Annotated in this window: 22 protein-coding genes; 12 read left to right on the forward strand and 10 right to left on the reverse strand. The window is 60.3% G+C overall.

The genetic code is table 11. The annotated features are described in order from the left end of the window. The first annotated feature begins 110 nt into the window (after positions 1 to 110). From MOP44_RS17645 to MOP44_RS17655, 3 genes are all read left to right on the forward strand, one after another. A complete protein-coding gene (locus MOP44_RS17645; RefSeq protein WP_260791566.1) occupies positions 111 to 1670 on the forward strand; it encodes an acido-empty-quinoprotein group A in 1560 nt (519 codons plus the stop codon). Between the two features lie 162 nt (positions 1671 to 1832). Further along, the gene (locus MOP44_RS17650; RefSeq protein WP_260791567.1) at positions 1833 to 3665 is read left to right on the forward strand and encodes a sodium:solute symporter family protein; all 1833 of its coding nucleotides are present in this window, start codon (positions 1833 to 1835) and stop codon (positions 3663 to 3665) included. Positions 3666 to 3817: 152 nt separating this feature from the next. Next, positions 3818 to 4111 carry a hypothetical protein gene (locus MOP44_RS17655; protein ID WP_260791568.1) on the forward strand — a complete coding sequence of 98 codons (294 nt, stop codon included), beginning with the start codon at positions 3818 to 3820 and terminating at the stop codon, positions 4109 to 4111. 28 nt (positions 4112 to 4139) lie between these two features. Here MOP44_RS17655 and MOP44_RS17660 read toward each other — a convergent pair whose 3' ends face one another. From MOP44_RS17660 to MOP44_RS17685, 6 genes are all read right to left on the reverse strand, one after another. After that, positions 4140 to 5231, reverse strand: coding sequence for an amidohydrolase family protein (locus MOP44_RS17660; RefSeq protein WP_260791569.1), 1092 nt, complete (start codon positions 5229 to 5231; stop codon positions 4140 to 4142). Between the two features lie 65 nt (positions 5232 to 5296). Continuing rightward, entirely contained in the window at positions 5297 to 8044 is a 2748-nt protein-coding gene (locus MOP44_RS17665; protein ID WP_260791570.1) for an ABC transporter permease, read from the reverse strand. Positions 8045 to 8151: 107 nt separating this feature from the next. Further along, positions 8152 to 8460, reverse strand: coding sequence for a PadR family transcriptional regulator (locus MOP44_RS17670; protein WP_260796672.1), 309 nt, complete (start codon positions 8458 to 8460; stop codon positions 8152 to 8154). 253 nt (positions 8461 to 8713) lie between these two features. After that, on the reverse strand, positions 8714 to 9271 hold the full coding sequence (locus tag MOP44_RS17675; protein ID WP_260791571.1) for a DUF4136 domain-containing protein: 558 nt from the start codon (positions 9269 to 9271) through the stop codon (positions 8714 to 8716). Between the two features lie 88 nt (positions 9272 to 9359). Then, on the reverse strand, positions 9360 to 9830 hold the full coding sequence (locus MOP44_RS17680) for an ester cyclase (protein WP_260791572.1): 471 nt from the start codon (positions 9828 to 9830) through the stop codon (positions 9360 to 9362). A 124-nt stretch (positions 9831 to 9954) separates the two neighbouring features. Further along, entirely contained in the window at positions 9955 to 10275 is a 321-nt protein-coding gene (locus MOP44_RS17685) for a zinc-ribbon domain-containing protein (RefSeq protein WP_260791573.1), read from the reverse strand. A 486-nt stretch (positions 10276 to 10761) separates the two neighbouring features. Between MOP44_RS17685 and MOP44_RS17690 the strand changes: the two genes are divergently transcribed. Together MOP44_RS17690 and MOP44_RS17695 are read left to right on the forward strand one after the other, a co-directional pair. Next, complete coding sequence (locus tag MOP44_RS17690) at positions 10762 to 11589, forward strand: transporter (RefSeq protein WP_260791574.1); 828 nt, start codon at positions 10762 to 10764, stop codon at positions 11587 to 11589. 91 nt (positions 11590 to 11680) lie between these two features. Continuing rightward, the gene (locus MOP44_RS17695) at positions 11681 to 13255 is read left to right on the forward strand and encodes a PQQ-dependent sugar dehydrogenase (RefSeq protein WP_260791575.1); all 1575 of its coding nucleotides are present in this window, start codon (positions 11681 to 11683) and stop codon (positions 13253 to 13255) included. Between the two features lie 3 nt (positions 13256 to 13258). Here MOP44_RS17695 and MOP44_RS17700 read toward each other — a convergent pair whose 3' ends face one another. Continuing rightward, entirely contained in the window at positions 13259 to 14572 is a 1314-nt protein-coding gene (locus tag MOP44_RS17700; RefSeq protein ID WP_260791576.1) for a serine hydrolase domain-containing protein, read from the reverse strand. Between the two features lie 115 nt (positions 14573 to 14687). Between MOP44_RS17700 and MOP44_RS17705 the strand changes: the two genes are divergently transcribed. From MOP44_RS17705 to MOP44_RS17715, 3 genes are read left to right on the forward strand one after another with little or no spacing between them, the layout of a single operon-like run. Next, positions 14688 to 15152, forward strand: a complete 465-nt coding sequence (locus tag MOP44_RS17705) for a nuclear transport factor 2 family protein (RefSeq protein ID WP_260791577.1) — start codon at positions 14688 to 14690, stop codon at positions 15150 to 15152. Next, a complete protein-coding gene (locus tag MOP44_RS17710) occupies positions 15149 to 15286 on the forward strand; it encodes a hypothetical protein (RefSeq protein ID WP_260791578.1) in 138 nt (45 codons plus the stop codon). Before MOP44_RS17705 ends, MOP44_RS17710 begins: the two co-directional genes overlap by 4 nt. Next, positions 15283 to 15570: a DUF1801 domain-containing protein gene (locus MOP44_RS17715; RefSeq protein ID WP_260791579.1), complete on the forward strand. Its 288-nt coding sequence runs from the start codon at positions 15283 to 15285 to the stop codon at positions 15568 to 15570. The genes MOP44_RS17710 and MOP44_RS17715 overlap by 4 nt, the downstream gene beginning before the upstream one ends. On the opposite strand, the gene MOP44_RS17720 is transcribed toward MOP44_RS17715, so the two are convergent. Then, positions 15545 to 16210, reverse strand: coding sequence for a TetR/AcrR family transcriptional regulator (locus MOP44_RS17720; protein WP_260791580.1), 666 nt, complete (start codon positions 16208 to 16210; stop codon positions 15545 to 15547). The genes MOP44_RS17715 and MOP44_RS17720 overlap by 26 nt on opposite strands. Before the next feature lie 113 nt (positions 16211 to 16323). On the opposite strand from MOP44_RS17720, the gene MOP44_RS17725 reads away from it, so the two are divergent. The 4 genes from MOP44_RS17725 (at position 16324) to MOP44_RS17740 (ending at position 18252) form a co-directional block, all read left to right on the forward strand. After that, positions 16324 to 16884 (forward strand): SRPBCC family protein, encoded by a 561-nt coding sequence (locus MOP44_RS17725; RefSeq protein WP_260791581.1) that lies wholly within the window; start codon positions 16324 to 16326, stop codon positions 16882 to 16884. Continuing rightward, a complete protein-coding gene (locus tag MOP44_RS17730) occupies positions 16881 to 17273 on the forward strand; it encodes a DUF1761 domain-containing protein (RefSeq protein WP_260791582.1) in 393 nt (130 codons plus the stop codon). The genes MOP44_RS17725 and MOP44_RS17730 overlap by 4 nt, the downstream gene beginning before the upstream one ends. An 80-nt stretch (positions 17274 to 17353) precedes the next feature. Continuing rightward, positions 17354 to 17536, forward strand: a complete 183-nt coding sequence (locus MOP44_RS17735) for a hypothetical protein (RefSeq protein ID WP_260791583.1) — start codon at positions 17354 to 17356, stop codon at positions 17534 to 17536. A gap of 209 nt (positions 17537 to 17745) precedes the next feature. Then, a complete protein-coding gene (locus MOP44_RS17740; RefSeq protein ID WP_390905443.1) occupies positions 17746 to 18252 on the forward strand; it encodes a 3-hydroxyacyl-CoA dehydrogenase NAD-binding domain-containing protein in 507 nt (168 codons plus the stop codon). Positions 18253 to 18275: 23 nt separating this feature from the next. Here MOP44_RS17740 and MOP44_RS17745 read toward each other — a convergent pair whose 3' ends face one another. Both MOP44_RS17745 and MOP44_RS17750 read right to left on the reverse strand, forming a co-directional pair. Then, positions 18276 to 21347 (reverse strand): glycosyl hydrolase family 28-related protein, encoded by a 3072-nt coding sequence (locus MOP44_RS17745; RefSeq protein ID WP_260791585.1) that lies wholly within the window; start codon positions 21345 to 21347, stop codon positions 18276 to 18278. 24 nt (positions 21348 to 21371) lie between these two features. Further along, complete coding sequence (locus MOP44_RS17750; RefSeq protein WP_260791586.1) at positions 21372 to 22847, reverse strand: nucleoside hydrolase-like domain-containing protein; 1476 nt, start codon at positions 22845 to 22847, stop codon at positions 21372 to 21374. Positions 22848 to 22940 lie beyond the last annotated feature (93 nt).

Below are 22940 nucleotides of genomic sequence, written 5' to 3' on the forward strand. Positions count from 1 at the left end.
AGTTGACGGCTGAAGGCTGATGGCTGACTGCCGCCTTTACTCGCCTCAACCTTGCACGCTCCAAACGCCGCCAAGTAGACTTCTCCCGTTAACGAGAGGTCATTCCCCTGATGAGATTCTTCCCGCTGGTGCTTGCCGCCGCCACCGCCGCCTCTGTCTTCTTAGGATCGCAAGCCACTGCTGCTCAGGAACTTGACCCAGCCCAACTCCTGCATCCATCCAAGGACACGTGGCCCCTCTATCACGGTGACTACACCGGGCAGCGCCACAGCAAGCTCACCCAGATCACCCCCTCCAACGTGAACAATCTCACGTTGGCCTGGGCCTTCCAGACCAACCAGGAGGCCTGGATCAAGTCCTCCCCCCTCCTGGTCGACGGCATCCTCTACTTCACCGTCCCCGACAACATCTGGGCCGTCGACGCCCGCTCTGGCCACATGATCTGGCATTACAAACATCCCAAAGGAGAAGGCGAACACATTGGCCATCGCGGTGTCGCCATGTACAAGGGCTGGCTCTACTTCACCACCCCCGACGCCCACCTGCTTTCCCTCAACGCCAAAGACGGCAGCCTCCGTTGGGACAAGGAGATCGCCGACGTCCACAAAGGCTACTGGTCCACCATGGCCCCCCTCGTCGTGAAAGATCATGTCATCGCCGGCATCGGCGGCGACCTCGATAACATCCCCGGCCTTCTCCGCTCCTACGACCCCGATACGGGCGATCTCCAGTGGGAATGGCTGGCCACTCCACCCGCCGAAGAATCTAAAGTCGGCACCGGCGGCGCAACGTGGATGACTGGTACCTACGATCCCGCGCTGAATCTCCTCTACTGGGGCACCGGTAACCCCACGCCGGTACTCAACGGCACCGTGCGCCCGGGCGATAATCCTTGGACTTGTGCCGTCGTAGCGCTCAACCCCGATACCGGCAAGCTGGTGTGGGGATTCTCCGTTTCCCCCCACGACACCCACGACTGGGACGCAGTGGAGACACCCGTTCTGGTCGACGCCAACTTCCACGGCCAGCCGCGCAAGATGCTGATGCAGAGCTCGCGCAACGGTTACTTCTTCGTACTTGACCGCACTAACGGCAAGAGCCTGCTGACCGAGCCGTACGGTCCCGTCAACTGGGCACTCGGCGTCGATAAGGATGGCAAGCCCATCCCCAACCCCGACAAGGACCCCAAGCGCGATGGACGCCTGATCGCACCCGACGAGGGCGGCCTCACCAACTACCGTTCTCCCAGCTTCGACCCCAAGACCGGCCTGTTCATCGTCGATACGCACTTCAGCTACAGCATCTACTTCGCCAAGCCCGAAGATGGCGCCTACGGCTGGGCCGGCGCCGACTACGACGTGTGGGGACACAGCTACATCCAGGCCATCGATTACCAGTCGGGCAAGATTCGCTGGCGACACGACGTGGGTGATCACTCCGGCGCAGGCGTGCTCACCACCGATACCGGCCTCACGTTCACCGGCGATTCCGAGGGGAACATGCTGGCCCTCTCCACCGCCGACGGAAAGACCCTATGGCACGCGCAGACAGGCGCCGCCATGCAGACATCTCCCATGACCTACGAACTGGACGGAAAACAGTACGTAGTCAGCGGCAGCGGAGGCGTGCTGTTCGCCTGGACTCTGCCTGATACGCACGACACCAAGTAAAGCGATGCAGCAGGAACAGCGGCTTTCAAGCTCTGACAACGTTTACATTTTCCACTGGACGCATCCGCGCTTCAGTCAATACAGTGGTACGCGGTACCTTCCACCATTTTTGCGCCTTCACCCGCGCACCCTCCGCCCAAAGGAGCACGCTTCACACTCGCTATGACTGACGCCCACCTGCATTCCGTTGATTGGCTCATCATGATCCTCTACTTCGTCTTCGTGCTGGGCATTGGCTTTGCCCTCAAGCGCTACATGAAGACGAGCAAGGATTTCTTCCAGGCCGGCCGCGCGCTCCCCGCGTGGATTTGCGGCCTGGCCTTCATCTCCGCCAATCTCGGCGCGCAGGAGGTCATCGGCATGGGCGCCTCGGGCGCCAAGTATGGCCTCGAAACCGCGCACTTCTACGGCATCGGCGCCATCCCGGCCATGATCTTCGTCGGCATCTTCATGATGCCGTTCTATTACGGCTCCAAGGCTCGCAGCGTGCCGGAGTTTCTCCGCTTGCGATTCGATGAGAAGACCCGCGCCCTCAACGCCTGCTCCTTCGCCGTGATGACCGTGTTCTCTTCCGGCATCTCCATGTACGCGATGGCGCGCCTCATCCAGGCGCTGCACGTCTTCGACTCCCTCTTCAACTCGCTTGGCCTGCCGCCCGGAGGCATCTTCACGTTCGCCATCATCCTCTCGGCCATCATCGTGCTCTGCTACATCTTCCTCGGCGGACTCACCAGCGCCATCTATAACGAGGTCCTGCAGTTCTTCCTCATCATCGCCGGCTTTCTGCCGCTGGTGCTGATTGGCCTCAAAAACATCGGCGGATGGTCGGGGCTCAAAGCGGCGCTGCCCGTCGAGTACATGCATCAGTGGCGAGGCGTTCTTCACCCCTCCACCAATCCCATGGGCATCGACATCATCGGCATCGGCATGGGCCTGGGCTTTGTGCTTGGTGCGGGCTACTGGTGCACCGACTTCCTCGTCATCCAGACCGCCATGGCCTCGCACAACATGGACTCAGCCCGTCGCGTGCCGCTCATCGCCGCCGTGCCCAAGATGCTGTTTCCGTTCCTCGTGATCCTTCCGGGACTGATCGCGATCGCGATTCCCACGCCGCACTCAACCACCACCGTCACCCGCGCCGCGGACGGCACCATCACCCACGAAATCCAGGTAGTCTCGCCGCAGGTGGAGCAAGGGAAGGGAATTGTCCCCGCCAAGATCAATCCTGTCACTGGGCAACCCATGCTCGACGCCAGCGGGAAGCCGCTGCTCGACTACGATATGGCGACGCCCAACATGCTGCTGCACTATTTTCCCACGGGCATCCTCGGCCTGGGACTTACCGCGCTGCTTGCAAGCTTCATGTCAGGCATGGCCGGTAACGTCACCGCGTTCAACACCGTATTCACCTACGACCTCTACCAGTCCTACATCCACAAAGGCGCGAGCGACCGGCATTACCTCAAGGTCGGCCGATGGGCCACCGTCGGCGGCATCCTCTTGTCGATTGCTACTGCGTACGCCGCCATCAGCTTCAACAACATCATGGACACGCTGCAGCTCGTATTCAGCTTTGTGAACGCACCGCTGTTCGCCACGTTCCTCCTCGGCATGTTCTCTAAGCGCACCACGGGCCACGGCGCTTTCACCGGTCTCATCTTCGGAACCGGTGCAGCCGTGATTCATCATGGCCTGACTCTGCCGATCGAGGCGCATGTGGGCATTCACGGCGGATGGCTGCACGTCATCCACACGTATCCCAGCGACATGGCGATGAATTTCTACGGAGCCATCTGGGCCTTCAGTGCCAACTTCATCGTTACGGTGATCGTGAGCCGCTTCTCCCCGCCCAAGCCCGAATCCGAACTCGTGGGCCTGGTGCACTCGCTCACGCCCAAGCCGGAAACGAGCCACCTGGTCTGGTGGAAGCGCCCCGAAGCCCTGGCCGTGGCGATTCTCCTCGGCGCCATCGCCCTCAACATCTTCTTCGCGTAAGAGCATCGTCGCCGCAAATCCGGGGTGCCCCATCCTAAGCGCGTACTTTGCGCTTGGGGTGGGAGACCACAGATTTCCCACAGACTCTGTCATCCTGAGTGAAGTAGCGTGAGCGGACGCGGTCGAAGGATCTGCGGTTGTATCCTCCTGTCGTGCCCATACTCCCATTCAAGATCGCGCTATACGTTCTGACCATCGGCGCCGCATTCTTCTGCGCATTTTGGGAGCGGAGACGCAGGCTCAGATTGACCGACGAGCCCCTGGAACTCCAACACCAAGACGTGAGCGATTATGGCGCGCTATACGTCATAAAGGAGGAGATCAGGCGGGAGCGCATTCTGAAGAGCCTGCCTCGAGAAACCCTCGCCAAGTTGAGATTAGTCGGATGTCTCAAATTCCTGTTCCTCGCTGTTCTGGCTATCGAGGTGGTTCTCCTTCAGAGATAGGAGAATTGGCATGTGTCGCAAGCGGCAACTATCGCGGCTTCACAATTCCCGGAAACCATTTCACCGCGTTTTCGTGGTAGATCTTCCGCAGAACAGTGTCCGGGAGGCTCAGCCCCTTCACCTGCTTTCCCTTGTACTCGATCGTGTCGCTGGTCGCGAAGTAGCGCCAATCATTCGCATACACTGATTCGATCCAGCCGAGCGACGATTCCGCTCCCCCTGCATAATCCACGTCGGTTCCATAGATCAGCCTGTCCTGATACTTCGTGATGAATGCGATCATCCTCTCCCGCGGCTGCATCTCGAAGTAAGGCACGCGTGCCGCAATATCCACGGCGAAGTTCGGGTATCGATCCAGGCGCCTGCCGAGTTCATCCAGGTCCGACTCCATGCTGCCGAGGTGCGCGCCCACCACGCGCAGGTTTGGATTCTGTTCAAGCACATGATCCCGCGCGCGCAGAATCTCCTCTTTCGAAGGCACGCCCTTCTTTCCGTACATATACGCACTCGGGTGGTCCCGGTAGTACTCGTAGTCCGGCGACGCCGGATTCGGCGGCTGCCATCCCGAATCCGGATCGGCAAGATGCGCCACAAGCGTCTTGTTACGCGCAGCAATATCCTGAAAAATCGGCGCGAACACCGGATTGTCGGCCATCAGGTAATGCCCGTTCGCGTCTTTGATCTCCATGCCCACGTTCTTCCAGAGCTTCACCGCAATCGCGCCGTTGTCGAAGTCCTCATCCAATCCGCGGATGACGTTCTTCGCGTAGCCTGGCTGATTGAACGAATACGGATCGAAGCTCGTGCAAAGCGCGGCATATCCATGGCTGGCCCTCACGACGTCCATGGCCTCGCTCCGTTGCCTGCTCAGATCCTTGTGCGTGGGCGACATATCGTCGACAACCAGGATGTCCAGAATGTGCAAATTGAGCCGTTCAAGGAGCGCAACAAAGCCATCCGCCGCAAACACGTGCGCATGCGTATCGATGGGTTCAACCGCGCGAAAGCTCTGCAGCTCGTCCGTCGAAAAGGGACCGCTGGCGATCTTGTCGTGTTCAGATTGTTGCGCGCCTGAACCTGCTGCAAAACTCAACGCGATGAGTAGTCCCATGACTTTCATGGGGTCCCACTATAGCGCACTCTGCCTCGTCGCACCTGCCTGCACTCAACCGCGCCGCAGTCAGCCTACTCCGTCCTCAGCGCCTGCATGGGCTCGATCCGCGTCGCCCGATGCGCCGGCAGCCATGCCGCGGCAAGCGTCATCACAGCCACAACAGCGATCGAAATCGCCATAGCCATTGGATCCAGCGGGCTCAGCTCATACAGCAGACTCTTGAGAATGCGCGTAGAGCCTACCGCCACCGAGGCTCCCACCGTGAGTCCCAGGGCCAGCAGCAGAAGGCTCTCGCGCAGAATCATCCACAGCAGAGCGCCTGAGCGCGCCCCCAGCGCCACGCGGATCCCCAGCTCGCTCGTGCGCCGCGCCACGGAATACGACAGCAGCCCATAGATCCCGATGCATGCCAGAAACACCGCGACGATTCCGAAGAAGCTCGATAGCCGCGCAATCAGAGATTGCGTCGCGATCGATCCATCCACCTGCTCTTCAAGGCTGGTCACGCTGTTGAGCAGAATGTTCGGATTGATTTGCGCAACTGCCGCACGGGTCCGCGAGATAATCTCGCTGCGATTCGCACCGGGAGCATAACGCACCACAAAATTGCCGTAGAACCCGACCTGCTGGGTGCATGGAAAGTACGCGCCCATCAGTGTCCCTTCGTTCAGAGCGGTGTACTTAGCGTCCTTCACGATGCCGATCACTTCAATCTCGCCGGGATGATCCGGAGCCTCCCCAATAGCGAAGCGCTTCCCAATCGCCCAACCGTCTGGGAAGAACCGCCGCGCCATGGTTTCATTGATCACCGCGACCTTTGGTGAAGTCTGTGTGTCGTTCGCCGTGAATGTGCGCCCGGCAACCAGCGGAATGCCCATCGCAGAGAAGAATCCGTTGCCGACGTTGTTGAAGAACACATCCTCACCGTTATGAGGTGTTCGCGTAACACCCTGGAACAGCACCTGGTCGCTCCACCCGCCCTGGTTGAACGTGAAGAACGCAAAGCTGTCTGCCTGCACGCCGGGAATCGTCTGCACGCGCGATTCGATCTGCTCCTGCAACCGCACCGAGCGAATCTCATCGGGCGTTTTGTGCGGCAGATTCGCCGTGCTCGAATCGAGCGAGAACACCAGCGCATTGTGCTTGTCGAACCCAGTATCGATGCTGGCCAGATTGATGAGACTCCGCACGAACAGCCCCGCAACAACCAGCAGCAACACAGACAGCGCCACCTGGCCAACAATGAGCGACCGCGCCAGCGCGCCGCGCGTCGACACCGACGAACTCCCGCGCCCATCCTTGAGCGCCGGCGTAAACTCCAGCCCCGTTGCGCGAAACGCCGGCAGCATCCCAAATAGCAGTGCCGTAATCACCGTGACGCCGAGCGTATACGCAAGCACTGCAAGGTCGGGGTGAACATCCAGCGGAATCGGCTCCGGCCCTGGCGTGGCCATATGCAGCAGCAGCGCGCTCGCCTTCCATGCCAGCGCCATGCCCGCCGCCGCTCCCAGCAAGGCCAGCAGCAGCGACTCCGTCAGCAGTTGCACCACAATGCGCCGGCGCGTCGCTCCCACCGCCATGCGCACCGCAACTTCGCGCGTGCGATTCACTCCGCGCGCCAGAAGCATGTTGGCGATGTTGGCGCATGCGATCAGAAGCACGAGCGCGACAATCGCCATCAGGATCATGAGCGGCGATGAGAACTTTCCGCGCAGCCGCGACACTCCATGTGCGCCCGGCGTAAGCTCCACGCTCGCGTGCGCAAGATCATCCAGGTGCTGTGCGGAAGGCTGCGCGCCCATGTAGCTGCGCACAATCTGCTTGAACAGCACGTTGGTCTCTGAACTCGCCTGTGCCGCCGTCACCCCAGGCTTGAGGCGCCCGATCAGATAAAGCGATTGAAAGAACTTGTTATCCAGTCCATTCCATCCCGGCGAAATTTCCTTCTCCATCGATAGCGGAATCCACAGATCCGCGGGCTGCCCAACGGATATGCCGGTGAACCCCGGCCGCGCAACGCCCACCAGAGTGTAATCGTGCGATTGAATCCGGATGACCTTACCCAGCGCCGCCGTATCCCCATTGAAGTGCCTCTGGAACCACGTGTAGCTGGCTACGGCGACCGGCGCCGCTCCTGCCGTAGCGTCATCGGACTCCCCGATCGTTCGTCCGAGGAACGCCGGTACACCCAGCACATTGAAGAAGCTGCCTGAGACCAGATCGACCTGCGTCGTCTGATAAGCCCCACCCGCAATGGACGCCTTCGTATGAAATTGAGAGCTGCTGATCGCCGCAACGCCCGAGAACGAAACGTCCTTCGCGCGGAAGTCGCGATAGAACGAATACGAGAACAGCCGCCAACTGCCGTCGGGAATGGATCCTGTGCTGCCAGAAGCCCTGCCGTCTCCAAACAGCAGCAACTCCTTCGGGTTCTGCACCGGCAGCGGGCGCAGCAGAATCACGTTCAGCAGCGTAAAGATCGCTGTGTTAGCGCCAATGCCCAGCATCAGCGAGAGAATCGCAATCGTCGTGAAGCCCGGACTCTTAATCAATTGCCGCAGAGCGAAGCGAATGTCCTGAAAGAAATTGTCGGGAACCGACTCCCAGCGCGACGACCAGACCTGGTGCTTAACCGCGCCCGCGCTGCCGACTTCAACACGCGCCGCCCTCTGAGCCGCTTCCCGCGACATGCCGTGGCGCTGCTTGTCCGCAGCCGACGCCTCAACAAACGCGGCCAGTTCCTCATCGAGTTCCCGGTCCACACGGCGCTTGCCAAACAGCGATCGAAGACCACGGAATAAGTTCGTCAGCAGGTTCATTCCCGTTCTCCATGCGGCACTGAGCGTTGTGAAATGCGCAACCGTTGCGCCCATTGCGATCACAGCCTGCGGAATCGTCGCGGCTCGAGCGGCCGCTGCGGACTCCCTCAGGCTTCGAGGATGCGGCGAATCGCGGCCGCCTGGCGGTCCCACTGTTCAGTCTCGCTGGCCAGCGCCTTGCGCCCCTTTGCGGTCAGCATGTAGTACTTCGCGCGCCGGTTGTTCTCCGTCGCGCGCCACTCTGATCGGACATGCCCGGCGCGCTCCATGCGGCTCAGAGCGGGCAGAAGGGAACCGGGGTTGATGCGGAATATTCCCGAAGAGACTTGCTCAATGCGCACGGAAACGCCATACCCATGCATGGGCTCGAGCGCCAGCGTTTTCAGGATGAGCATCTCCAGAGTGCCCTGGACCAGGCCTCCGGACTTCGACTCACTGGATTTGGATTCGCTGGACTTGGCAGCGCCGGAACCGGCGCCTGACTTCGCGGATTCAGACAAGCAGACATTCTCCTCTCGACAATCAAGAGGAAACAATCAGCTCCACTAGATTGTCAAGAGGAAAGTTTTTGGAAGGCACAATTTCATGTGCCCCATCCTAAACGCGCTTTTTGCGTTTAGGGTGGGAGAGCACGAATTCACCTCAGACTCTGTCTTCGCAGTCCCTCGATCACTTCTTCGGCGGGAAATCCTTCAGCAACTTCTGAATCGCCTTATCGGCTTGATCGAAGGCTTTGGACTTCTTGTCCGGATCGAGCTTCTGTTCCACCCATCCCATCCACACCGACTTGTTCGTCGCGCGATCCACAAAATTCAGCTCGACCATGCCCTCAGGCATCGGCTTGCTGCCAACTCCCGGCGGTGCCGTGTTTCCGGGCCAGTCCCCTGGATCGAGAATGGGAGCCTTGCAGTTTGCGCAGTCTGAAGCCGTCGGCGCGTTCTCCAGGCCGAAATCCGTGCCGCCCGTGAGCATCAGCACTAGATCGCCGTCCGTCTCCGCATGCGTCATGCCTTTGGCCGCCAGCTCTTGCTCGATCGCGCCCACAATATGTACGTAGAGCAGCGGATGAGCCGGGTCTTTCGCGGGTTTTTGCACGCTGAAGCTCTTGTACTTTGAAAAATCGGCGGTCTTGTCAAACCCCACCTTGGTCTTCTGCGCAAAGCCCGCAGCAAGACCAAGCGCCACAGTCAAAACCACTACCGCAATCCCACGACCCCGAACGAACACAGGCTCTCCCCTGCGCGGATCATCACGCGCGCAGCTCTCATCCTACGCATCCGCGCATTGGTCGCAACTGCCACTCTGAACAGGGCATCTACCCGGGATTGGCCCCGTCCTCGCCGCGCATCAGCTTTCGGATCGGTTCGTTATCCGCAAATACCTGCCACTCGGCAACCAGTCCGTCCTCGATCCGCGCTCGCACCGCTGCCGGCGTCTGCCACTTGTTCATCAATTTCGAGGTCCCGTCGGGAAGCACCATGGGCATGCCCGTCGCGCGCACGCTTTCGAATCCATGGGAATACGTGCCCCCCGCAATGCCCAGCATCACCACCGCCGATTCGTTTACATACGTCTCTTCAACCTGAAGTTGATAATCGGGAACCATCTGGAAGTAGAGCTTCCAGCCCTCGCGCATGCTCTCGCGCCCGCGCGCCACGTTCCCCAGCGAGTCGGTGAACAGATGATCGGGAGTCATCAGGTTCGCCACCGCATTCACATCCTGCCGATTGATCGCGTCCACAAACCGCTGCGCCACCCCAACCGTGTCCTGCACGTCTCCGCTCATCCGGCGATTCTATCCGCGTTCCCTGCCGTCCGTAACCCGGGACCATCCCCAGCCACGGTAGCCAGGTCCGCATACAACTGTGAGCTGCGAATTACGAACTGTGAACTGCGACCTGTGAACTCTTCTAGAGCACTTTATCCTTCGCCGCTCCCAGCCCCACCAGCGGCCCTGCCAGCGGCGCGAGAATCGCAAGGATGATCACCGGAATTCCGATGAAGATGCCCCACCCAGTCAGGCACAGCATGATGCCGAATACCAGCGCGATCGGCGCTGCAATCAGCCCGAACAGGGCCCCGCTGAAGGCGCCTGTCACTGGAGCGGGCTCATGCTCGTGCCCCGCCGTAGCAATCTCCGCCGTCGGCCCCTCAATCTTCGCACCGCACTGGGGGCAGAATACCCATTCCGCATCCATATGCTCGCCGCACTTCAAGCACCCGCCGTTCATACACACCTCCCGAACGGCCCACAATGCTACGCCCGTCGCACGCCTCAGGATGTGAGCCCCAACACACTCGCACGCTCACCGCATACTGGCACTTCTCTGCCGTCGAGCGTCGCCGTACGGAGCTGATAACCGAAAACCGGCAACTGAAATCAGCTCTACGCGCGTGATCGCCATCACAGACCTGCATCCATGAACGCGTTACCGTACTTCCTGACGGCGGTGGTGTCTTTCTGCTTCATTTCTTGAACACGTTTGGTCGTATGTTTACTAGAAAATTAGCTACCCCTCCCCCTGTTTTGGCTTCTCCCTATGTTCGCTTTTTGAGGGGTGCTTAAGGGGCAAACCATTCAAAATAAGCTGTTTAAGTTGATACAATAAACCATATTGAGAATCCTGAGAATTTGGCGCCAATAGGGCCCAAGGCTAACGAGTTAGTAAACCGTAGGTTCACAAAGCCTGCTCTCCATTCCTGTATCGTGGAATCGCGTGCCGATCCGCAGATTCCGCCTCCTCATCCTGCTTGTTGTGTGTGCTCCTTGGCACGCCGCAACGCTGCACGCCCAAATGCCCTTCTACACCGACGACCCCGCCGTCACGGAGCGCCGCGTGGTCCACTTCGAGTTCTTCAACGAATTTGACGCGCTCCAGTCCTCGCAATACCCCAACCTCAACCAGAACACCGCCAACTTCAAGCTGAACTACGGCTTTGCCCACAATCTCGAAGGCGACATCGACCTTCCGTATCTCTCCATCTACCGCTCTAAGCAGCACGAGACGTCAGCGGGCGTCGGCGACCTCGATCTCGGCCTTAAATGGGGCATCCGCAAGCTCGATACCAAGTCGTACATCCCGGCACTCGGCGCCAGCCTCTACATCGAATTCCCAACCGGCAACGTCCAGCAGGAACTCGGCTCCGGCCTCCACGACTACTGGCTGAACTCCATCGCCCAGGAGCCCTTCGGCGACAAGACCCGCCTGACCGCCAACTTCGGCTACCTCTTCGCCGGCAACACCAGCACCGGCGTCATAGGAGTTTCGACAACGCGCGGCCACGTCTACACCGGCGGCCTGTCGCTGCTCCACGACTTCACGAAAGACCTCACCCTCGGCGCCGAAGCCTACGGCGGACTCGGAGACACCAAGGGCCTCGAAAAAGATCAGCTCCAGTTCCTCGGCGGCGGTTCTTACCAGCTCCGCGATGGCTTCAGCATGACCTTTGCCGTCCTGGGTGGCAAGTACGAGGCCAGCCCGCACATCGGCGGGCAGTTCGGTTTCGCCGTCGACTTCCCCAACGTTTTGAAGTCCCACGACTGAGCACGATAGTCTAAGCAAAGAATGCGGTTGCCGGCTCGGGCGCTGGGATTCTCGTCTAGCTGTCGGATCGCTCCCCAATAACGAGGTCACGATGAAGCATCTGACGATTGCAGCGCTGTCCTTGGCCCTCGCTTCGAGCAGCGCCTACGCGCAGGTGAACGCGGGCGAACAGAAGGACGACCCGAACCTGCCGTTCACCATCACCCAGGTCACCACGTTGAGTCTGCCGTGGCGCATCGCCTTCCTCCCCGACGGCCGCATGCTCATCACCGAAAAGACCGGCGGCCTGCAACTCGTCACCCAGCAGGGTGAAAAGACTCCGGTTACCAATGTCCCCGCGGTGCTCTGGGAGGGGCAGGGCGGAATGCTCGGCGTCTTCACCTCGCCGCATTATGCGCAGGACCACAGCGTCTATCTGACCTACTCCGAGCCCGGCGACGGCGGTTCCAGCCTCGCGCTTGCGCGGGCCCAGTTGAAGATCGGCGACAACACTGCCAGTCTCGAAAACCTCAAGGTGATCTGGCGCGACGGCGAGCGTGGCGAAGGCGGTCAGTTCGGCGCGGCCATCGCCTTCTCGCCGGACAGCAAATATCTCTACCTCTCAAGTGGCGACCGCCAGCGCATGACGCCGGCCCAGGATCCCAACCAGCCGCTCGGCAAAATCCTGCGTCTTACGCTCGACGGCAAGCCCGCTCCCGGCAATCCCATGGCGGGCAAAACCGGCGCAGCCACCGTGCCAATCATCAACCCGCCCGACGACACGGAGAAAGCTAAGCCCGCTCCGGTCGTTCGCACCTACACCTTTCCCGGCCCCAACCTTACGCCCTCGGAGACATGGGCATCCGGCTTCCGCACTCCCTATGGCCTGGCGTTCGCGCCGGATGGACGGCTGTGGGAAGTGGAGCACGGCCCTCGCGGCGGCGACGAGCTCAACCTCATCGAACGCGGCAAGAATTACGGCTGGCCGCTGGTCTCGTACGGACACAACTACAACGGCGTCCCGATCCCGAGTCCCGATACGCGCGCTGACCTCGCCAAGCCCGTCATCTACTGGGATCCTGTCATCGCTCCGGGCAACCTGATGTTCTACAAGGGCGCAATGTTCCCGCAGTGGGACGGCTCAGCCTTTGTTAGCGGCCTTTCAACCGAGGCACTTGTCCGGATCACCTTCGACGGCAAAGGCGGAGCGCAGGCCGTCGATCGTTGGAAAGTGGGCCACCGCGTTCGCGACGTCGAGGTCGCACCCGACGGCGCGTTATGGATGGTCGAGGACGCCAAGCCCGGCGGTCTCTTCCGCCTCACTCCGGTGGGAATGGCTGTCGCGGCTCCGAAAGCGCCGGCCGCGCAGCCGGGAACGCCCGCTCAGCCGCCGAGTGAATCTGCGGCGGCCGGTACCTCGGATGCCGATCACGCAAAGAGCATCATAGACAACAATAACTGTCTGCTGTGTCATCGCATAGGACGCACCGGTGGCGATATGGGCCCGTCGTTAAACGGAGTTGGCACGCGGCGCACGGCGGACCAGATCACGTCGACGATCATGAGCCCGCCTGCCAAAACCAGCGCCGGCACCACTAACCCGATGCCTCCCTATAAGGACAAGATCAGCGAAGAAGACCTGAAGAAACTGGTGGAGTATCTCAGGACTTTGCCGGCTACACCTTAAGCTCTACTTCCGCGGATCGACCAGCGCGGAGTACACAGCAGAGTGCGTTCTGTAGGCCAGCGGGTGGTTGTCGCCGCCGCCCATCCGCTGGATCATTCCGACGAACACAACGTCATTGGTCGGGTCCACCCAGAACCAGGTTCCGGCGGCGCCGTCCCAGAAATAGGTTCCGGCGCCGTCCGGCAGGTTAGCCTCTGCGGGGTCGAACACTACCGCGCCGTCATAGCCGTAGCCGAATCCCGGCCGCATCACGTGCATTCCGATGCCGAACTGACCGGTCATCAGCTCTTTGGGCAGATGGTTCGACATCATCAGCTTCACCGAAGCGGGTGACAGCACCCGCACTCCGTTCAGCTCGCCGCCGTTCGCGAGCATCTGCGCAAATCGGTAGTAGTCCTCTGCGGTCGACACGAGCCCCCCGCCACCTGAGGCGAGCTTTGGCTCTTCGGAATAATCCGTCGGCGGCCCTGCTGCTTCCTGCGTAGGAACCAGCTTCCCCTTGTCGTCGCGATAGTTCGATGCAAAGCGCGAGCGCTTGTCAGCCGGAACATAGAAGCCGGCGTCTTTCATCCCGAGTGGCGCAAAAATGTGGTCGTGCATGAACTGCGGCAGACTCTGGCCTGAATACTTCTCAATGACATATCCCTGCACATCCATCGACATGGAATACTGCCAGCCCTTGCCGGGTTGATACGCCAGGGGAAGCTTCGCCAGCCTGTCGATCATCTCTTGCAGGTTCGCGGCCGCCAACGGCTTGGCTTCCTTGTACAAATCATCCATCTTGCTGTTGCCGAACCCATAGAGAAAGCCAGCAGAGTGCGACATCAGCTCCCGCATCGTGGGCGCGTGCTCGGGGTCCACCAGGATCGGCTTGCCGTCGCCATCAACTCCGTTGAACACCTTCAGATTGGCGAACTCGGGAACGTACTTCGATATCGGATCGGCGGGCAGCCACTTGCCCTGCTCGAACAGGATCATCATTGACACGCCCGTGATCGGCTTGGTCATCGAGTAGTCGCGGAAAATGGTGTCCTTCGTCATCGGCGCGTTGATAGCCAGGTCCTTCACGCCGTACGTGCGGTACTCGACGATCTTGCCGTGCCGCGCGAGGATCGTGACGGCTCCGGCCAGGTGCTTCTCGTCGACTTCGGCCTGGATGATCTTGTGCAGGTTCTCGAGGCGCTCTGTTGAGAAGCCGACTGTCTCTGGCTTCACTGTCTGCATTGAGACAGCATCGCGTCCGCTGCCCTGCGCTGGCGCGTGCGACGCCAGCCCAGACAGCAGCAACGCGACAAACCCGATCTTGCGCATCATCATGGAAATCTCCGTATCTCCGGCCGCATCACTGGCAGGCCCTGGAACCGGGACCGTTATATCAGACCGGACCGGTGAACCCGTTTACAGATGGTGATCTCAAGATAGAATGGCGAGCATGTACACGCTCGCCAAGCAGTTCGCCTTTGTGTTCGTCGCAATTCTGACAGCGAGTTTCGGCACAGCCGCCTTCGCGCAATCGGCGGAGGAGCAGGCGGTGCTGGCCCCAATTCAGGCGATGTTCGATGGCATGGCTAAGCGGGATGCTGCCGCGATCAAGGCGCCCACGTTGCCGGGTGGCACCATGGTGCTGATGCGCGACGGCAAGCCCGCGCAGATGACGTTCGAAGCTTTCGCAGATCGCGTTGGAAAACCCGGCCCCACGCAGATTGAAGAACGCATTCACGATCCCCTGGTGAAGATCGATAACGATCTTGCTGTAGTGTGGGCGCCGTTCGACTTTCTGGTGGACGGCAAGGTCGATCACTGCGGAACGGATCTGTTCAATGTGGTTCGCGTCGAAGGGAAATGGATGATTGCGAGCGTGGCCGATACCGGCAGGAAGAATTGCTCCGCAAAATGAAAGCAGGGCAGCGCGCGATGACCTCCGACCTCTTCCGACTGAATGGCGCTGTTGTGCGAGATGCCGCTGTTGAAGCGTGGTTAAGCGAGCACGACGGCGAGCTGGGAGCGATCGCGCGCCACTGGTTCAGGTGATCCGGACGTGTGGCGACGAGGTGCGCGAGCTTCTGCACGATGGCTGCCCGACGGCCTGCCTGGGTGATGTTGCCTTTGCCTACGTCAACGTGTTCGCGGCGCACGTCAACGTCGGCTTCTTTCAGGGAGCGGCCTTCCTCGATCCGGCGCGGCTGCTTGAGGGGAACGGCAAGCGGATGCGGCATGTGAAGCTGAGGCCGGAGACGCGGCTCAATGCGGAGGCGCTGAGCGAGCTGATTGCCGCGGCGTACGCAGATATCAAGTCGCGGATTGAGAACGGGTAGAGCGCCGGGGCTTTCGCATGAGCAACTGAAAGTGTTCGCGCAGCGCTTTTACGGTGCGGTCGAAAGGATCTACCGAGCCATAGGAACGGGATAGCATGACTCCGCCTTCCATCACGGCGAGGACGTAGGTTGCGAGGGCGTCGATGTCAGTGCCTTTCGGCAGCTTTGCCTCTTCAAGGCAAGCCCGAACGGCGCCGATCCAGCCGCGGAAATTCTCTGCAATGAGTTTGTGAGCAGGCCGGTTCTCGGGGTCGATCTCGAGCGCCAGGCGTCCCAGCGGACAGCCGTATTGCGCATCCGTCATCAGAATGCGCCCGCGATAGCCCTCGAGAATGGCGAAGATGCGCTCGATGGGCCTTGATGTGGCCGCGTATGCCGGCTCGACGATCATGGGGTGGAGCGCGACGAGGTAGCTTTCGAGCACTTCTCGTAACAGGGCTTCCTTGCTGTCGAAGAAATGGTAGAAGCTGCCGGAGTTCACCTTGGAATGGGCCAGCAGGTCGGCCATTGAGGTGCCGGCAAAGCCGCGTTCCCAGAACAGGTAGCGGGCGGACTCGACCAGCCGCTGGCGCGTGGCGGGGCCTGCTCCCTGCAGGAGGGTGGGCTTCCTTACCGTCGAGGTTGGGACTACGTTGGCCATGAGAGAAGACCTCAGAGATTGTTAGGGAACCGCTTGACAAGTCAGCTTACGGTAGTTTACTTGATTAATCAACCAACGACTACTTGAACGATCAACCAAGCGAGGTCTTCCTGATGAAAACTGCTGTACTCGCTCTTCTCCTTGCGGCCGGCATCCCAGCGCATGCGACCTGCGCTGGGCAGCCGGACGATAAGGCGAAAGTGTTGCAAATCGAGCTTTCCATCCCTGCGCCCGTGCACGAGGTGTGGCAGGCATTCACCACCGAACAGGGATTGACCACCTGGCTCGCGCCCAGTGTATCCGTGGATTTGAAACCCGGTGGCGACTGGCTGGTGAAGTTTCCAGGAAGCACTGGAGGAGGGACGATCGTTAGTTTCGTCCCAGAGAAGGAGATTGTGATCAATGCGCTTGCGCCCGACCGATTCCCGAATGTGAGGGTCGCGCGAACCCGCGCAGTTTTTACGTTCACGCCGGCAGGAGGCAGCACGCTCGTCCGTCTGACGCAAACCGGCTGGCAGAGCGGAGCTGAATGGGACGCTGCCTACGAATACCTAGCCGGGGGTAACGCCCAATTGCTCGCGATGCTACACCACCGTTTTGTGGCAGGACCAACTGACTGGCAAAAAGCAATGGCGATCGCGCCGAAGCCCGTCTCCAAAGGAGAGAAGCAATGAACGCACACCTGAACTATTGGGCAGTGCTGGCCGCCGCGGTCTCTGCCTTCGTGATTGGCGGCATCTGGTACAGGGTCTTTTCCGCTGCCTGGATGAAGGCCAACGGGTTTCAATCGGAGCCATCTGGTAATCCAGCGAAGGTTTTCGGGATCAGCTTTCTCTTCAGCCTGATGATGTCGTTCAATCTGGCCAAGTTCCTAGACGCGCCCGGAACGACTGCTACGTGGGGAGCCACGGCGGGCTTCCTTGCCGGCTTCGGGTGGTGCTTCATGGGGATCGGCATCATCTCTCTGTTCGAGCGCAAGCCGTGGAGCTACGTATTGATCAACGGAGGTTACCTGACGGTGGCGCTGACTGTTATGGGGTTGATTCTCGGCGCGTGGCGTTGAAGAGCCGATAAAGCAGGAGGCGACGGGTTCGCAGGCCGAGCACCTTACAATGATTTGAGAAGTTCAGGAGAGGTTCCCTCATGCCGCTTTCCGGTGAAGCAATCCGCTTGATGAACTATATCGACGACGTGTCCGTTACCCTGCGCCGCATGCTGGCGTTCATCCCCACGCTGTCCCCGGAAGAGCGGGCCCGCGTACTCGAGCACCTTCGCCAGTCGAAGCCCAGCGCCGAAGACATCGCCAAGGCCCTCGAAGCGGAATAAAGTCAGCTATTCGCCGTCAGCTCGTCGAGTCCAGTGATCCATCTCGGGGCGAGTTTGGAATGACCGAGCTGAAGGCTTTCTTGAACGCATTTCCAACCAACGCGCCCTCAGTCATCAGCACTCAGCGTAAGCCGGGAAAGAAGCTGGGGGCTGGTGGCTGAAAGCTGCGGCCGTTCTTGATCACCCTCGCCATTATCGGAGCCGGACCGTTGGGCCGCTGGCTTGCACTGGCGGCTGCCCGGGCCGGCTTCCGCGTCTTTTTGGAAGACGTGATGCCCTCGAATCTGCACCACGCGCAGGAGTATCTCCGCCAGGAGCTTTCCGTCGAAGCGCTCGCCGGCGATCCGGCGCAGGTGCACTTTGTTTCCACTGTGGAAGATGCCGTACGCGAGGCCGACCTGGCGATTGACTGCGTCCCCGACGAGCTCGAATCGAAGCTCGAGATTCTGTGGCTGCTGGATCGCATGGCGCCGCCGAAGACCGTGCTGGCAACCCCGACGACCAATCTCTCAATTGAGGACCTGGCTTCGTGCACCTATCGCCCTGAGAAGTGCATTGCGATCGCCGCCTCCCCGCGCAGCCTTTCCGACGAACGGCCCGGCTCGGCGATCCGTCTGATCTCGACCAAGCGGACAGGGCCCGAAGCGCTGGCCCTGGTTAGGAACTTCTGGGAGCGGCTGGGGTTCCCTACGCAATTGAACAGCCCCGCCAACTAGCCCCCGATAGGGCGAATGCCGCGTCAGCGCACCTGCGCCGCGAATAATGCGTGATGCGCAAGGATGAAGAGCGTCCGGTGATCGGCGCCTCCGAAGACGAGTTGCAGAGGCCGCTCAGGCACATCGATCTGCGCGATCTGTTTGCCATCAGGCGCGTAGACGAAGATCTGACCGTTGGCGACATAGACGTTCCCGTGCGGATCGACGGCGACGCTCTCTCCCCCGCGTTGCGCGAACGGCTTCAAGTCCGAAAGCGTCCCGTCGGGCTTCACCGTAGCGCTGTAGGTGATGCCCTCCGATTCGCTGCTGACATAGACGCGCTGTCCCGGTTCGGCGACGAGGAAGCCGTAGGTGTCGAGGTTGTCGCTGAAGCGCCATCCGGAGGTATCGTTGGCCGTGCCTTGCTGGAAGACTCTGCGCGCGGGCAGAAACACGCTGCCATCTCTAGAGACGTATTCGCGCGCAATTGGCGTGGTCGCGTCTGCGGCGAACATCTCGGCGAGCGTGGTGAAGCGCATCGTATCCAAGTTCAACTGATCTTTGAACTCGCCGTTGTTCCACCAATTCACCGGCAGAATGACCGCAGCGTTTGCGTGAGGCTTGGCAGCCTGTGGAGTCAAGACGGTGAGCTCCTCTGCTGAGCTTCCGGGCTTGAGCGTGTACACCGTGCTCCCAGGTCCGGCGGATGAGAGAACCAGGAGATTCCCTGACTTGTCGAATGCCAGATTGACAGGGTCGATCGGGTTATCGCGTTCAATGGTGAGGCCTTCTTTTTCTGACCAACCATAGATGCGCTGGTTGTGATGGTCGACGAAGTAGAGCTTGCCAGTGGAGTCGACCGCTGCTCCCAAGATGGAGTAGAAGCCGTCCTCCAGCTTCTTTAGAGGGGTGCCCCGCGCGAGCACGACGGATGCCTCAGTGTCTGCGGGCCGCTTCGGATCACCAACGATGTCCAGGACCGCGAACTCCCGTTCGCGCACTTCGACATGATGGGTCACGTCTTCAATCGCGTTCTCGTAGGGAAACTTGCTAAGGCGCAGGAAGGTGCCGCAGCCGTTCTGATCGCAAATGCCATAGCCGCTTTCTGCGTTTACGTGAACATTGCGGAAATGAATATCTGACGATTGATAGATGCGAACGGCCGCGGGAAAGGGCGCGCGCGAACGCGTAACGCGATATCCGTGATAATTGGCGATGGTGAGATTGTGGCAGTAGGCGATCTCGAGCGAAAGCGCCTCTGGGCTTTCGCCCGCTTCTTCTTCGGTTTGCGGAGCGTTGATGTCCCAGTTCTCCACGTGATCGAACTTGATCTCGTTGCGCACGTGATGCTCGTTCGAGAGTTCATACACGTGGCCAGGCGTCTTCGTGTTCGACACCACAAAGCCGGCTTGTGCGAAAGTGTTGGGCGTCCAGATGTTGGCGAAGGTGCCGCCACCTCCATCGGCTACCCACAGGCTTGGATACTGTCCGTCCCAGCGCTTGTGCAGGTCAGGATCAGCTGTGTGATTGTTGTTATAAGGATTGCTGCCGCTGCCGTGCCCACCGAGAAAGCGGACATCGTCCATCAGCGAATTTTCTCCGGCCTTCCACAGTACGGCTACCGCACGCGGATTAATTCCGCCGGCGAAGACACCTATTCCGCTGACGATGTTCTCTCCGCCGGAAGGCACGAGAAGCACGGCCTTGGGGGCACCAACGCCCTGGAAGCCCGGTGTCTCATCCATGAGATCGATTTGCGTGAGCGTGGGATGGAGTCCTATCAGCACGCTATCCGGTTTCAGAGTGATCGTGTCGCGGACGATGTAGTGCCCACCGGGAAAATAGAGGACCCGATGTCCGTTGATGGCCTGCTGCAGGGCCGAAGTGTCATCGGATGTTCCATCGCCCTTCACTCCAAGCGTGTGTACATTCACCCACTCGCTGCTTGGCGGCAGGGGCCTGATCGCGGGCGGAGCGGCCGCGGGAAGCGAAGCGAGCGGCGCAGCATCGTACTGCATTCTGATGGAGCCCATTTGCCCCTCGCCGGGCACGATCAAACCGTAGTTGAAGCTCTGCACTTGGTAGGCAGGACCTTTGCCAGCGATTGTCTTGCCGCTCTCGCGCAGCTTTGCGAATGTCGGTGCATTGCTCAGAGTGGCGTTCTCGAATCCGATCTCGGTGAGCGGACTGTTCTCAAGGCTGATGGTGACGACCGGCCCGCTGATGTTCTCGAAGCGCGAATCCTTTACCCAGAGCTGGTCTGGATATCCTTCATCGATATCGATTGCTTTTGGCACGTTTCGGAACGAATCGCGGATCAAGGTCAATCCGACTTCGTGCTCGCGAATGGCGGCTTCGCGCTGGCCATCGAATGTCGAATCAATGAGCGTGAACTGCCAGGCGGGCGAAGTGTTCTCAGTTAGGATGCCGTTACGGCCTGCATAAAAGTGCAGGTCTTCAGCCTCGTTGCCTGCCTGATAGACAGCGGCGAGGCCTGAGCCAATGTGGAAATCCATGTGAGCGAGAAACGAGTGCTGGGCCACATGAAAGCGGACCGCCACTGCTGCCGGATTCCCCTCTCCGATTTCGAAATCGATGTTGCTCATGGCCGAATAGAATGTGTTCGGATTTGCGTCCGCTACGTCGTTGTTCGGAGGAACCGTGCCGGGAGGGGGAAAGGCAATGCGCTCTCCAGCTCGCGGGCGCTCGTGAGGCGTAAGGCCGGCGAACATCACCATCACGCCCATGCCTTTCTGAAAGCCGGGAGTGTTCGGAGGCAGCACAAACACAGGGCGCGTGGCGCCATACCCGATGAGCCGCACGCCCGGCCATAGATAGACCGTGTGCGTGATGGTGTAGCGGGCGGCGGGGACAAACACAATGCCTTCGCGACCAGTGCCTGAGGCCTTATCAATGGCTGATTGCAGCGTGGCGGAGCTGTCGGCTGATCCGGGAGGCGCAACGAGATAGATGGCTTTGGGATCCTCAAGGCGGGTGGTGATGAGAGACGAGGCGAATGCAGACGAGCAAAAGCAAAGGATGGCGACGGCCAGCACAGCTTTGTTCATGTGGCTCCCGGAGACGGTGGTTTCGGGCTGGACTGCGAAGTCCAGCATAACGGACGGCCGCTCGGGTTCACCTTAGAAGGGCTGGTTTCGCGTCGGCTTTACCGTTACGATGATGCGTCGGTACTGCGTCAGGCGCGGCGATCCGTCGTCGGTCACGGCCAGAATGATGTGGGCCACGCCGTCGCCGCGGCACGGGATCATCCCCTTCAGCCATGCAGCCCGACAGGGCGAATTTGCAGTCAGCTTTACCGTCGTGTTGCCATTGCCGGCTATCGACACGTCCGCGCCGTTCACTCCCGAAAGGCCGGCTTCCGGATAGAGGAACCAGTTGTAGGTGAGCTTGTTGTTGTCGGGGTCGCTGGTTCCAGTTGCGTCCAGCGTCACCGTCTCGCCAGCTTTCATTTCCATCTCGATCGGTTCGGTGCCTTCCTTTCCATTCACCACGACGACGGGCTCGTGATTCGCGTGGGCGAAATCTTTGATTGTCCAATCCATGCGCGCAGCAAAGTCATTCTGGTATGCCTCACGCCATCGCCAGATGGTCGCCTGGTCGGAGGTGTGAACCTTGCCGTCTATGCCGGGGACTTCGTCCTGCGAGCTCCTGCGGAAGAACTCATCGCCGCCTTGCGTCCAAATGGCGTGCGTTTCGCCATAGGGCTGCAGGCAGACGTAGCGTCCGCCCCAACCTCCCCAGTCGGGCCGGCGATATGCGTTCAGCCCGTTGTCGATGAGTCCCAGATAACTCGGTGTGTCGCCCTCCATGATGAACACGAATTTGGGATACACCATTCCCAATGGACCCTTGGCGCGAATTTTCTTGTCTAGCCATTCATTTGTGACCAGGCTGGTGTCAGCCCCTTCGCCGTTGCGGTAGTAGATGTCGCCACTGATGCCGGTCCAGGTCGCGGCGTAATACGAATCGCTGTTGGCGCGGCTCGGATTCACCACATAGAAGAGCGATGGAAACTCCTTCCGGATCCACGGCCCCGCGTCATCCTGGTCAGAGATTGAGGAGACTCGCAGTCCCGCGATGATTCGATTCAGTTCTTCAGAACTCACCTCCGCGCGCAGGTCCATCAACGCCTGCGCGAGGGTATTGGCGCCGCCCCAGAGGCAAATCCACAGCGGACGCGAGTCTTGTCGCTTCATAGCCTCCATGAGGGCCCTAGATCCTGCGGAGGCGTTGCCGGCGCCGGTGCCATCCATTCCATACGCCGGCTGACCCGTGTAAACACGCTCATCGAGTTGGCTGGCTTCAGGCCATCCCTTCGCATGAAGCAGGAGGTTCGGACGCACCCGACCAAAGGCCGCGATCAACTGGTGCATCGTTTCCGGATGCGTCGCGGCCTTCTGCCATGTGCTGGTCGCGGCGATGAGCGCCTCGAGATCGATCTCGTCGGAGTACAGTAGCAGGCGAACCAACGACATCTGGTCGTCGGGCTCATTGCCGATGTCGGTAATAATGATCGCCCTAGGCTTGCCGTGGAAGGTGTCCACCGGCTGCGGCGCACCGAACTGGGCGAATCCACTAGCTACAAGCGCGCCCATTGCCAGTGATAATGTCAGCAGCGTTCTGCCTGGCCTGCACATATCTCCTCCCATCGTTTGAAGACGTTGCCATCGCTCATCCGGGCACGGCCC

The sequence above is a fragment of the Occallatibacter riparius genome (assembly GCF_025264625.1).
GTDB lineage: Bacteria > Acidobacteriota > Terriglobia > Terriglobales > Acidobacteriaceae > Telmatobacter > Telmatobacter riparius.